Origin of the sequence: Agromyces tardus (assembly GCF_003710805.1) — a bacterium.
GTDB lineage: Bacteria > Actinomycetota > Actinomycetes > Actinomycetales > Microbacteriaceae > Agromyces > Agromyces tardus.
The window spans coordinates 405046-417570 of record NZ_RHHB01000001.1 but is presented as its reverse complement, the minus strand read 5'-3'; the positions used below and the strand labels follow the sequence as shown (position 1 = coordinate 417570).

The following is a 12525-nucleotide window of genomic DNA, read 5'->3' as shown; positions in this document are numbered from 1 at the left end:
GGGCGCCCGGCCGGCCGCGGCCCGGGGGCGCGCGGGGGTGCGCGTCGAGGTCGTGGCCCGCTGTCGCGGCGCCCGCGTGGCCGCTGCCGCCGGCACCGGCTCGGGCTCCTTCGGCGGGAAGCAGATGGCGCAGAGGCCGTCATCGAAACCGTGGATGCATTCGCCCAAGGGGAGAGCCTTTCGTCCTGCCGCTCGTGCCGGGGGATGCACGAGAACCGCCGACCACAGTACGCGCTTCGCGGCGCCGCGTCGGCACCTCGCAGGTCGTCCGGCTCGGGATCGCCCGGCTCACCGGGGACTTCCGCACCGGATCGTGTCAGCGGCTGCCCCACGCGACGGTGTCGCCGTCGGGCGCGGACAGCGCGGCCCGCCGGCGATCCGCGACGAGCGAGTGCGACTCCTCCATGAGCTCGTGCAGCGCCGCCTGCAGCAGCAGCGGCTTGGGCACGTCGCGGATCACGAACGGCTGCTCGTGTCCGGTGTTGATGTGCAGGTCGCCCGAGCCGAAGGCGCGCTGCAGCCAGGTGCGCCGCACTGCCACGTCGTATCCCCGACTGTGCAGCAGCTCGCGTCGCACCTGCACGAAGACGCCGTGGCGCAGGATGATGCGACGCGTCGTCACCGTCGTGCGACGCGTGAGCCAGAGGAGGAACGGCAGCCCCGACCCCAGGAGGACGATCGCCAGCCCCACCCCTGCGACGGCGAACTGCTGCCACGGCTCCGCGACGAGGCCGATCGAGTACGCGGCGGCACCGGCGGTCGCGATGAGCAGCAGCACCGGCAGGATGAGTGCGCGCCCGTGCCCGCGCAGTCGCGCGACCACTCGCTCGGCCGGCGCGGCCGGCGCGACGGTGACCGACACCCCGCTCATAGGCCCATTAATACCTCAGGTGGGTGACGTCGCCCGCCGCGACAGACTGCGGCTCCCCATTCTCCCGGTCCACGACGACGAGGCGGCCGTGCTCGTCGAGGCGATCCGCGACGCCGACGAGCTCGGCGCCGCCCGGCAGCTCGACGCGCACCTCGGTGCCGAGGGTGCCGCAGAGCCCGGCGACGTGGTCGGCGACACCGGATGCCGCGGCATCCGCCCCCGCCTGCGCGAACCGCTCGAACAGGGCGAGGAGCCCGGTGAGGTAGTCGACGAGCACGGCGTCGGCGTCGGGCGCGACCCCGGTGGCGAGCAGGAGCGAGGTCGAGGTGAGCGTCGGCAGGTCGTGCTCGTCGAGCGTGAGGTTGAGCCCGGCGCCCACGATCACCGCACCCGTGTCGGGCACGAGCTCGGAGAGGATGCCGCACACCTTGTAGCCCGAGATGAGCACGTCGTTCGGCCACTTGAGCTCGACGTCGAGGCGCCCCGTGCCGTCGTCCTCGTCGGCCTCGGCCCGGGCAGCGGATGCCGCGTGCACGGCGCCCCGCACCGCCTCCGTCATCGCGGCGCCCGCGAGCAGCGGGATCCAGCCGTACGCGTCGGGCGGGAACGGGCCCCCGCCCGGGAGCTCGGGACGCAGCAGCACCGAGATCGCGAGGGTCTTCCCGGTCGGGGCGAGCCAAGTGCGTCCGAGCCGCCCGCGGCCCCGCGTCTGGTCGTCGGTGACGACGACGGAGCCGTGCGGCCGCGGCGCGGCATCCGCCCCCTGCTCGGCCTCGCGCAGCACGTCGTTCGTGGACCCGACCTGGTCGAGCCAGTCGAACCTCGGCACGGCCGCGCGCGAGCGTTCCCAGTCCATCGATCCTCCTCCGCAGGGGCCCGGCGAGGGGCCCGACGAGTTCAGGGTAGTGTCCGCGGCGCGCGAAGCGGTGGCGATCACCACGACCCGCGCGCCCGAATTTGTGGGAAACCGTCAACGATCACCGCCGGATCCTCGCCGGTAGAGTGAACGGCGTGACCGAATCGACGAACGACGGCCCCGACCTCTTCACGACCGCGGGCAAGCTCGCCGACCTCAAGCACCGCTACCACGAGGCGGTGACCGCGTCCGGCGAGGCGGCGATCGAGAAGCAGCACGCCAAGGGCAAGATGACCGCGCGCGAGCGCATCGCCGAGCTGCTCGACCCGGGCTCGTTCGTCGAGCTCGACGAGTTCGTGCGGCACCGCACCCACGCGTTCGGCATGGAGAAGAAGCGCCCCTACGGCGACGCGGTCGTCACGGGCACCGGCACGATCCACGGCCGGCAGGTCGCCGTGTACTCGCAGGACTTCACGATCTTCGGCGGCTCGCTCGGCGAGGTCGCCGGCGAGAAGATCATCAAGGTCATGGAGCTCGCGCTCAAGACCGGCGTGCCGATCATCGGCATCCTCGACTCGGGCGGCGCCCGCATCCAGGAGGGCGTCGTCGCGCTGGGCAAGTACGGCGAGATCTTCCGCCGCAACACGGCGGCGTCGGGCGTCATCCCCCAGATCTCGATCGTCTGCGGCCCTGCCGCGGGCGGCGCGGTCTACTCCCCCGCGCTCACCGACTTCGTCATCATGGTCGACAAGACGAGCCAGATGTTCGTCACCGGCCCCGACGTCATCAAGACCGTCACCGGCGAAGACGTGGGCATGGAGGAGCTCGGCGGCGCGCTCACCCACAACACCGTCTCGGGCGTCGCACACTACCTCGCGAGCGACGAATCCGACGCACTCGACTATGCGCGCACCCTCGTCTCGTTCCTGCCCGACAACAACATGTCGGAGGCACCCGTCTACGAGGCCGACGTGGAGCTCGAGATCACCGACGAGGACCGCCGCCTCAACACGATCATCCCCGACTCGCCGAACCAGCCCTACGACATGCACACGGTCATCGAGGGCGTCGTCGACCACGGCGACTTCCTCGAGGTGCAGCCGCTGTTCGCGCCGAACATCGTGGTGGGCTTCGCCCGCATCGAGGGGCGGTCGGTCGGCATCATCGCGAACCAGCCGAGCCAGATGGCCGGAACCCTCAACATCGCCGCCGGCGAGAAGGCGTCGCGCTTCGTGCGGTTCTGCGATGCGTTCTCGATCCCCATCCTCACCCTCGTCGACGTGCCGGGCTACCTCCCGGGCACCGACCAGGAGTGGACGGGCGTCATCCGCCGCGGCGCCAAGCTGCTCTACGCCTACGCCGAGGCGACCGTTCCCCTCGTCACCGTCATCACGCGCAAGGCCTACGGCGGCGCGTACATCGTGATGGGCTCCAAGCAGCTCGGCGCCGACATCAACCTCGCGTGGCCGACGGCCGAGATCGCGGTCATGGGCGGGCAGGGCGCCGTCAACATCCTCTACCGCGGCGAGATCAAGCGCGCCGAGGAGGCGGGCGAAGACGTCGCCGCCGTGCGCACGAAGCTCGCGAACGAGTACACGTACAACGTGGCATCCCCGTTCCTCGCCGCCGAGCGCGGCGAGCTCGACGGCGTCATCGAGCCCGCTGCGACGCGCGTGTCGGTCGTGAAGGCACTGCGTGCGCTCCGCACCAAACGCGCGAGCCTGCCGCCCAAGAAGCACGGCAACATCCCGCTGTAGGAGGCGTCATGGCTGAGCAGAACACGAGCGAGGGCGGCGCCCCCGTCGACCTCCGCATCCTCTCGCGCGGCATCACGCCCGAGGAGGCCGCTGCGGTCACGGCGGTGCTGGTCGCAGCGGTCGCCGAGGAGGCGGAGCACGCCGCCGTCGACAAGCCCGTCCCGAGCGAGTGGGCGAGCCCGCGGCGCGCGCTGCGCCGACCGATCGAAGTCGGGCCCGGCCGCTGGACCCATTCGGTGCGCTGAGCGCCCGGGCTCCGCACGGCACGCGGAACGGGGTGTCCCCCGAAATGACGACTTCGCTCGTCGACCGGGTTGCATACCATTGAGAACGCAGGCTCCTGTGGGAGCCGCCACCGTCACCGGACGGGTAACCGGTGACCGTTGGGGGCGAGTCAGGGCGATATTCGGGTTGTCGCCGTGACTCGGGCTTGATGGGGGGTCGGCTCAGCCGGCCCCCCGTCCTTCTTCTCCGGGCGCGGATGCCGCGTCCGAATGCGCCGGCTCGCCGCGCCGTGCGCATCGAGCTCAGCTCTCGCGCGGGATCTCCAACCAGAGCTCGACCTCCGCGTCGTCCGAGTCGACGCCCGGATCGGGACCGCCGATCGGCCCCCTGAGGCCGACCACGGTGACGGCGACCGGGGACCCCTCGGCGGCCGTGCGGGCGATGATGCGGTCGGCCCTCGAGTCGGAGACGGCGTCCGCGAGCCGCGACAGGATGCGGTCGCGGACCGCCTCGTCGAGGTCGTCGATGCCGCCCTCGTCGAGGAGGGTCACCGTGGTGCCGCGCTCGCGCGCCTGCTGCACCGCCGCACGGACCGCGTCGGTGAGCAGCATCCGGCCGCGGATCTCGTCGCGGATGGCGGCCTCGAGCGTGCGGCACTCCTGTCGCTGGGCGTCGGTGAGGTCGCCGCCGCGGTCGGCGATGCGTCGGAGCATGGGCGCGGCGATCCGGTTCGTCTGGGCGAGTCGCATGCGGCCCTCGAAGAGGTGCGCGTCCTGTGCGGCCTGCCAGGCGGCCGCCTCGCGCTCGGCCTGCGCATAGCGTCGCGTCGACCGGGCGGCGCTCGCGAGCGTCACGGTGAGCATGTGCGCGATGCCGACCCACACGATGCTGCCGATCACGCCGAGGCTGCCGAGCGACATGAATCCCGCCCACACCACGCTCTGCACCGCGAGCGCGCCGACGCCGAGCCAGGCCGCGACGAGCTGCCGGCGCGCTGCGGTGATCGTCATGAGGGTGCCGACCGCCGCGACGTGCCAGGTGGCATAGCCGTTGTCGACGTCGGGGTCGAGCTGGCTCGTGACGAGCAGCGGCAGCGCGATCGCCACCGCGAGGTCGAACGCGGCGAGCCAGTCGGGCATGCGCACCCGGTGGGTCGGCCACAGGCTCAGGGCCGTCGCCACGGCATAGAGCACGAGCGCCCCCACCGCCGGCCACGGCGAGGCGGGGACATCGAGGGAGTAGATGCCGAGCACGATGTGGTAGCCGGAGAAGAGGGCTCCGAGCACGAGCAGCAGCCAACGGGGCACCGCGATCACGGCGTCGCCTCCTCGACGCCGGCCGGCCACGAGAGGGTCACCGTGGTCCCGCGGCCGGGAGCGGCGTCGATCCGAGCCGCCCCGCCCGCGTTCGTCATCCGCTCGTCGATCGACATGCGCAGGCCCAGCCGGCTCTCGGGCACCGTGAGCGGATCGAAGCCGCGGCCGTTGTCGGCGACCTCGATGACGCATCCGCCCGCCCGGACGCCCCGGATGCGCAGCTCGCGCCGCGTCGTGCGGCCCGGCTCGTCGGCGTGCTGCACGCTGTTGACGATCGCTTGCATCGACGCGGAGGCGAGCGCGTCGACCGCCTCGACGGGCAGCTCGACGCCGGCCGTGTTCACGACGCGCACCACGAACGGCGTGGTGAACGCCGCGAGCGACCCGCGCAGGCGCCGCACGAGCACGGCGAGGCTCACGCGGTCGTTGGCGCGCGGGCCCTCGGCGCCCGCCTCGTCGAGGCGGCGGACGGCGTCCGAGGCCATGCGCGCCGCCAGCGCCCGTTCCTCAGGCGTCTCGGCGGCCGCCGCCGACAGCAGGGTCGTGAGCACGCTGTCGTGCACGAGCGCGTCGACCTTGACGCGCTCGATCTCCGTCGCGTGCTGCCGCGCCGCGAGGTCGTAGCGCTGCAGGGCGGCTTCCTGCGCCGTGTCGACGGCCTCCGCCGCCTGCCGCAGCATCGTGATGATGACGAGCACCGCGACCCCCAGGATCGCGGCGTACATCGCGTCGAGCACGGCGAGGAGCGGGCTCACCGCTCCGCCCGCCGGCGTCAGGCGGAGCACGCCGTAGGCCGCCGGAACGATGATGGTGTACGCGGTCGCCCAGATCAGCGGGGTGGCGACGACGGCCGCCGTCGTCGCGACGGTGCAGAGGTAGTAGAGCCACGGCTGGGCTCCGCTCATCGCGTCGGTGTCGACGACGAGGAACGGCCAGGCGAGCAGCGACATCGCGTACAGGCCGGCGAAGGCCAGCGCGGCCGCGCGCACCGCCGCACCGGCGAACGTCGCGACCGCGAGCGCCGCGATGGAGCCGTAGAGCACGGCCATGAGCGCGGCTCCCGCGCCGTCGACGAGGTACTTCGACTGCTCGATCGCGAGCGGCACCGTCTGCGCGCCGAACACGAGGCCGAACGCGCCCACGGCTCGCGCCGAGACCCGCTCGACCTGCGCACGGCTCACGGCCGTGCGTCGGCGCGGCGCGGCCCGCAGGGCCCGCCAGTCAGCGGCGGGCATCCCCGCCGTCGAGATCGAGGCCCGGGAGGATCCCGTCCTCCACCGCCCGCCGCAGCAGGTCGACCTTCGTCGGCGCGGGGCGGCCCACCTCGACGTACCTCGCACGGATCCGGTCGAGGTACTCGCGAGCGGTCGAGTGCGCGATGCCGAGCTGCATCGCCACGAGCTTGAGCGGGAGGCCCGACGCGTACAGGTGCAGCACGTCGCGTTCCCGTCGGCCGAGCTGCGCCTTCGCGAAGTCGCGGTCGGCCTCGATCGCGCTCGCCCACTCGACGTTGTTGAGGGCCTCGCCCCGGGCGACGGTCGCGATGGCCGCGATCACCGACGACATGGGCGACGACTTCGGGATGACGCCGGCGGCACCCGCCGCGAGCGCCTCGCGCACCGCGGCGACCCGGTCGGCGATGCTGTGCACGAGCACCGCGCTGCCGGTCGCGAGCACCGCGCGCACGTTGTCGGTGACCTTCGACCCGTCGCCGAGCGAGAGGTCGAGCACGACGACGTCGCACGCGCGTCCTCGGAGTGCCGCGAGCAGGTCGGGCACGTCGGTGGTCTCGGCGACGACCTCGTACCCGGCCTCGCGGCAGGCGGCGCGCAACCCCAGCCGCACGGCCTCGTGGTCGTCGACGATGGCGACCGTCGCGGCCGCCTCGGTGTCCCCCGTCACAGCGCTCCCTTCCCCATCACACGATAGCCGTCAGGCGGGCCACGGCTTCGACGTGGTGGGTGTTCGGGAAGAGGTCGAATGCTCGCAGCGCCTCGAGGCGGTAGCCCCGCTCGGCGAGGAACCCCACGTCGCGAGCGAGTGCGACGGGGTCGCACGCGACGTAGACCAACTGGCGCGGCGCGAGCTCGGCGAGGCGGTCGACGACGTCGCGTCCGGCGCCCGAGCGGGGCGGGTCGATCACGATCGTCGCGTCGTGCAGGCCGGCGCGCTCCGACGCGGACCCGGCGAGGAGCGTGTCGAGGTACCGGTCGACGCGCGCGGTCACGGCGCGCGCGCCGACCCACTCCGCGAGGTTCGCGCCGGCGTGCTCGGTCGCGCGGACATCGGCCTCGACCGTCGTGATGCGCACTCCCGCGCCGAAGCGATCGCCGACGGCGGCGGCGAGCAGGCCCACCCCGCCGTAGAGGTCCTGGTTGGCCGCACGGGGGTCGAACCGATCCGGGTCGACGAGCTCCTGCACGGCCTGCGTGAGCGTCGCCGCCGCCCCGCGGTGCACCTGCCAGAACCCGTCGCGGTCGAGCCGGAACGTGCGGTCGCCGACGACCTCCTCGATGACGGGCGGCTCGCCGCGCGGCGTCCGCCCCTCGCCCTCGACCACGACGGCCGCTGCGCCCGAGGAGGGCGCCACGAGGTCGATCGCGCGCGCCCCGGGGAACCGCTCGTCGAGCGGTGCGAGCTCGGCGAGCTCGGGCACGGCGAGCGGCAGGGATGTCACGTGCACGACCGTGTGGCTGCGTGCGGCGTACGGTCCCACAGCCCCCTCGGCGTCGACGTGCAGCCGAACCCGGGTGCGCCAGCCGGTGCCGTCGTCGACGGACACGCCCGGCGCGAGCTCCGGGCGCACGGGCAGCACCTCGACGTCCCACTCGACGCCGCCCATGCGGGCGAGCGCGTCGCGCAGCACCTCCGCCTTCAGCTCCCGCTGGCGCGCGAGGCGGATGTGGCCGAACTCGGCGCCCCCCGGGCGCTGCGCCGGCTCACGGTCGACGGATGCCTCGGGCCACACATGCTCGCGGCGGTCGGTCGAGGCGCGCAGCACCGAGAGCGTGTCGGCCCGCCAGAACCGGTCGTGCCCCGCGTCGACGACCTGCGCGAGCACCCGCTCGCCGGGGATCGCGTCGGCGACGAAGACGACCCGCCCCTCGTGCCGCGCGACCGAGACCCCGCCATGGGCGATGCGCTCGACCTCGAGCTCCAGCGTGGGACCCGGCTGCGGCTCACGGGGCGCGGCCGTTCGGCGGCCACGGGATGCGGAGCGGGCGCCGGACTGCCTGCGGCGGGTGTGTGCCATCGTTCGAGCATCCCACACGGGGCCTGCGCACGCTCCGTCCCGCGCCCGGTGCAGGATGGAGGCATGCGCCTCTACCTCGCGTCCACGTCGCCCGCGCGCCTCCAGCTCCTGCGATCGGCGGGGGTCGAGCCCGTCGCCGTCGCCCCGGGCGTCGACGAGGAGGCCGCGGTCGAGGAGGCCGAGTCCGGGCGGGAGCGACTCGCGGCATCCGAGATGGTGCAGCTCCTCGCCCGCCTCAAGGCGGAGGCGATCGTGAGCGCCCGGCCCGGCGGCCAGGCGATCGACGGGCTCATCCTCGGGGGCGACTCGGCGTTCGTCGTCGACGGCGAGATCTACGGCAAGCCGCACGAGCCCGAGGTGGCCCTCGAGCGGTGGCACCGGCAGAACGGCCGCTCGGGCGAGCTGTGGTCGGGCCACTGGGTCATCGACCACCGGGGCGGCGAGGCGCGCGCCGCGGTCGGGCGCCCCGCGTCGGCCACCGTCGAGTTCGCCGAACTCGACGCGGTCGAGATCGAGGCGTACGTCGCCACGGGCGAACCGCTCGCCGTGGCGGGCGCCTTCACGGTCGACAGCCTCGGCGGGCCCTTCATCCGGTCGGTCTCGGGCGACCCGTCGACGGTCGTGGGTCTCTCGCTGTCGACCCTCCGGGAGCTCGTGCGCGAGCTCGGCGTGGAGTGGACGGACCTCTGGGACCTGCGCTGACGCCGGACGGCGCGCCGCCGCGGCATCCGCACCCGGCACGACCCGGCCGGCCGATCTTTGTCGTGCACCGAAACACCTCGGCGGCTTTTTTGTGAAGGTCACCCAAAGGCGAGGGGGGCGGGCCCAATAGGCTTGGGGATTATGCCGAGCATCACCAAGGTCCTCATCGCCAACCGTGGAGAGATCGCCGTCCGCGTCATCCGCGCCGCCCGTGACGCCGGCATCGGATCGGTCGCCGTCTACGCCGACCAGGACCGCGACGCCCGTCACGTGAAGCTCGCCGACGAGGCGTACGCGCTCGACGGCTCGACGAGCGCCGACACCTACCTCGTGATCGACAAGCTCCTCTCGGTGGCCCGCCGCTCGGGTGCCGACGCCGTGCACCCCGGCTACGGCTTCCTCGCCGAGAACTCCGAGTTCGCCCGCGCCGTGATCGACGCCGGACTCATCTGGATCGGCCCGAGCCCCGAGGCCATCGAGCGCCTCGGCGACAAGGTCTCGGCCCGGCACGTCGCCGAGAAGGTCGGCGCCCCGCTCGCGCCCGGCACCCTCAACCCGGTGGCGGATGCCTCGGAGGTGCTCGACTTCGTCGACGTCCACGGCCTGCCCGTGGCCATCAAGGCCGCATTCGGCGGCGGCGGTCGCGGACTCAAGGTCGCGCGCACCCGCGAGGAGGTCCCCGAGCTCTTCGACTCGGCCACGCGCGAGGCCGTGGCCGCGTTCGGCCGCGGCGAGTGCTTCGTCGAGAAGTACCTCGACAAGCCGCGCCACGTCGAGACCCAGTGCCTCGCCGACCGGCACGGCAACGTCGTGGTCGTGTCGACCCGCGACTGCTCGCTGCAGCGCCGCCACCAGAAGCTCGTCGAGGAGGCGCCCGCGCCGTTCCTCACCGAAGAGCAGAACCGCTCGCTCTACGAGTCCTCGAAGGCGATCCTCAAGGAGGTCGGCTACGTCGGCGCCGGCACCTGCGAATTCCTCATCGGGCAGGACGGAACGGTCTCGTTCCTCGAGGTGAACACGCGCCTCCAGGTGGAGCACCCCGTCTCCGAGGAGGTCACGGGCCTCGACCTCGTGCGTGAGCAGTTCCGCCTCGCCGAAGGCGGCGTGCTCGACTACCCCGACCCCGTCCCGAGCGGCCACTCCATCGAGTTCCGCATCAACGGCGAGGACCCGGGCCGCAACTTCCTCCCCGCTCCGGGCCCGGTGCACGTGCTCCGGTTCCCCGGCGGGCCCGGCGTGCGCGTCGACTCCGGCGTCACGACCGGCGACGAGATCTCGGGCGCGTTCGACTCGCTGCTCGCCAAGCTCATCGTCACGGGCTCCTCGCGCAAGGACGCCCTCGAGCGCTCCCGCCGGGCCCTCGACGAGTTCGAGGTCGCGGGCCTGCCCACGGTGCTGCCGTTCCACCGCGACATCGTGACCAACCCGGCCTTCGCCCCCGAGGGCGACGAGCCCTTCTCCGTGTACACCCGATGGATCGAGACCGAGTACGACAACCGGCTCGAGCCCTGGACGGGCGAGCTGGAGGAGACCAAGGGTCCTGCGGCGCGCACGAACGTCGTCGTCGAGGTCGAGGGCCGCCGCATCGAGGTCTCCCTGCCCAAGCGCCTCGCCGGCGCGGCATCCGGACCCCAGGCGACCGCGGGCCCCGCGCCCCGCCGCCGCGTCGCGGGCCACGTCGCCGGTACCGCGACGGGCGACGCCGTCAAGGCGCCCATGCAGGCGACCGTCGTGAAGGTGGCCGTCGCCCAGGGCGACAAGGTCGTCAAGGGCGACCTCGTGCTCGTGCTCGAGGCCATGAAGATGGAGCAGCCCATCGTCGCCCACAAGGACGGCGTCGTCGGCCTCGTGAACGCGGAGCCGGGCGCCACGGTCTCGAGCGGCCACCTGCTGCTCTCGATCGCCGACGCGCCCGCGGCCTGAGCGGCGCGTCGCGACCGCGGCGATCCCCACCGCGGCGGACCCCCATCGCGGCGATCGGCGCGCCCCGTCAGTCCTGCGTCGAGCCCTGCACCGTGGGGAGTTCGACCTCGCTGACGCCGCCCTCGGCGCCGACCCGCGAACGACGGCGACCGTACAGCAGGTAGATCACGACGCCGAGCGCGAGCCACACGAGGAAGCGCACCCACGTGAGCGTCGTCAGGTTGAGCATGAGCCAGAGGCAGAGCACGGCGGAGAGCACGGGCAGCACGGGCGACCAGGGCACCCGGAACCCCCGCGGCAGGTCGGGCCGCGTGCGCCGCAGCACGACGATGCCGAGGCTCACGAGCACGAACGCCGAGAGCGTGCCGATGTTGATCATCTCCTCGAGCAGGCCCACGTCGAAGAACGCGGCGACGAGCGCCACGACCGTGCCGCCGATGATCTGCACCCGCGCGGGTGTCTTGGTGTGCTCCGTCGTCTTCGACAGCCACCGCGGCAGCAGGCCGTCGCGGCTGAGCGCGAAGACGATGCGCGACAGGCCGAGTAGCAGCACCATGATGACGGTCGTGAGGCCGGCCAGTGCGCCGACCGAGATCACGGCCGAGGCCCAGTCCTGGCCGACGAGTCGGAACGCGGTGGCGAGCGACGGGGTCTCCTCGGCGGCGAGCTCCGTGTACGAGACCATGCCGGTCATGACGATCGAGACGAGCACGTAGAGCGCCGTGACGATGCCGAGGCCGAGGAAGATGCCGCGCGGCAGCCGCTTCTGGGGCTCCCGCACCTCCTCGGCGCTCGTGGCGACGACGTCGAAGCCGATGAACGCGAAGAAGACGAGCGACGCGGCCGACAGCAGCCCGAAGATGCCGTACTGCATGGGCACGGCACCCGTCGCCCACGAGAACAGCGACTGCCGCCACGCGTCCTCCGCCCCGCCCTCGGTGGGAACGGCCTCGGGGATGAACGGCACGTAGTTCGCCGCATCGATGAAGAAGAAGCCCACGACGATCACGAACAGCACGATGGCGACCTTGATGATCGTGAACACGGAGCCCACACGAGCGGTGAGCTTCGTGCCCGCCACGAGCAGCGCCGTGAAGACCGCGACGATGAGGAACGCGGGCCAGCTCACGTCGAGCCCCGCCACCTCGAAGGTCGCCGGGAACGGGATGCCGAACGCCAGGAGCGCCTCGCCGAGGTAGACGCCCCAGTACTTCGCGATCACCGCGGCGCCCGTGAACATCTCGAGGATGAGGTCCCACCCGATGATCCAGGCGAGCAGTTCGCCCATCGTCGCGTAGGTGAACGTGTACGCGCTGCCCGCCACCGGCACCGTCGACGCGAACTCGGCGTAGCACATGATGGCGAGACCGCAGGTGACCGCGGCGAGGATGAACGAGACGATCACGCTCGGCCCCGCGAAGTTCGCCGCCGCCTGCGCACCGACCGAGAAGATGCCCGCACCGACCGCGACGGCGATGCCCATGAGGGCGAGGTCCCAGGTGCCGAGCGAGCGCTTGAGGCTCCGCTCGACGTCCACGGAGTCGGCGATCGACGCCTCGACGGATTTCACGCGAAGATTCATCGGTCCCCCCGGCTGCCGAACCCTGCCCGCGCCGCCCCCG

Annotated in this window: 11 protein-coding genes; 4 read left to right on the top strand and 7 right to left on the bottom strand. The window is 72.8% G+C overall.

The window, feature by feature from the left end:
* Positions 1 to 316 precede the first annotated feature (316 nt).
* Together EDM22_RS01985 and EDM22_RS01980 are read right to left on the bottom strand one after the other, a co-directional pair.
* Entirely contained in the window at positions 317 to 871 is a 555-nt protein-coding gene (locus EDM22_RS01985; RefSeq protein ID WP_122935318.1) for a PH domain-containing protein, read from the bottom strand.
* A gap of 7 nt (positions 872 to 878) precedes the next feature.
* On the bottom strand, positions 879 to 1727 hold the full coding sequence (locus tag EDM22_RS01980; protein WP_122935317.1) for a biotin--[acetyl-CoA-carboxylase] ligase: 849 nt from the start codon (positions 1725 to 1727) through the stop codon (positions 879 to 881).
* 155 nt (positions 1728 to 1882) lie between these two features.
* Here EDM22_RS01980 and EDM22_RS01975 point away from each other — a divergent pair, with 155 nt between their 5' ends.
* Entirely contained in the window at positions 1883 to 3484 is a 1602-nt protein-coding gene (locus tag EDM22_RS01975) for an acyl-CoA carboxylase subunit beta (protein WP_122935387.1), read from the top strand.
* Positions 3485 to 3492: 8 nt separating this feature from the next.
* A complete protein-coding gene (locus EDM22_RS01970) occupies positions 3493 to 3729 on the top strand; it encodes an acyl-CoA carboxylase epsilon subunit (RefSeq protein ID WP_122935316.1) in 237 nt (78 codons plus the stop codon).
* A 282-nt stretch (positions 3730 to 4011) separates the two neighbouring features.
* Here the strand turns inward: EDM22_RS01970 and EDM22_RS01965 are convergent, their stop codons facing one another.
* The 4 genes from EDM22_RS01965 to EDM22_RS01950 are packed head-to-tail and all read right to left on the bottom strand — an operon-like array spanning position 4012 to position 8278.
* Positions 4012 to 5025 (bottom strand): hypothetical protein, encoded by a 1014-nt coding sequence (locus EDM22_RS01965; RefSeq protein ID WP_122935315.1) that lies wholly within the window; start codon positions 5023 to 5025, stop codon positions 4012 to 4014.
* Positions 5022 to 6260 carry a sensor histidine kinase gene (locus EDM22_RS01960; RefSeq protein WP_122935314.1) on the bottom strand — a complete coding sequence of 413 codons (1239 nt, stop codon included), beginning with the start codon at positions 6258 to 6260 and terminating at the stop codon, positions 5022 to 5024. The genes EDM22_RS01965 and EDM22_RS01960 overlap by 4 nt, the downstream gene beginning before the upstream one ends.
* Complete coding sequence (locus tag EDM22_RS01955) at positions 6247 to 6927, bottom strand: response regulator transcription factor (RefSeq protein ID WP_122935313.1); 681 nt, start codon at positions 6925 to 6927, stop codon at positions 6247 to 6249. Before EDM22_RS01955 ends, EDM22_RS01960 begins: the two co-directional genes overlap by 14 nt.
* A gap of 16 nt (positions 6928 to 6943) precedes the next feature.
* Positions 6944 to 8278, bottom strand: a complete 1335-nt coding sequence (locus tag EDM22_RS01950) for a class I SAM-dependent RNA methyltransferase (RefSeq protein WP_122935312.1) — start codon at positions 8276 to 8278, stop codon at positions 6944 to 6946.
* 63 nt (positions 8279 to 8341) lie between these two features.
* Between EDM22_RS01950 and EDM22_RS01945 the strand changes: the two genes are divergently transcribed.
* Positions 8342 to 8980, top strand: a complete 639-nt coding sequence (locus EDM22_RS01945) for a Maf family protein (protein WP_122935311.1) — start codon at positions 8342 to 8344, stop codon at positions 8978 to 8980.
* Between the two features lie 141 nt (positions 8981 to 9121).
* Positions 9122 to 10903 (top strand): acetyl/propionyl/methylcrotonyl-CoA carboxylase subunit alpha, encoded by a 1782-nt coding sequence (locus EDM22_RS01940; protein ID WP_122935310.1) that lies wholly within the window; start codon positions 9122 to 9124, stop codon positions 10901 to 10903.
* 67 nt (positions 10904 to 10970) lie between these two features.
* Here EDM22_RS01940 and EDM22_RS01935 read toward each other — a convergent pair whose 3' ends face one another.
* Complete coding sequence (locus tag EDM22_RS01935) at positions 10971 to 12485, bottom strand: APC family permease (protein WP_122935309.1); 1515 nt, start codon at positions 12483 to 12485, stop codon at positions 10971 to 10973.
* Positions 12486 to 12525: the final 40 nt, after the last annotated feature.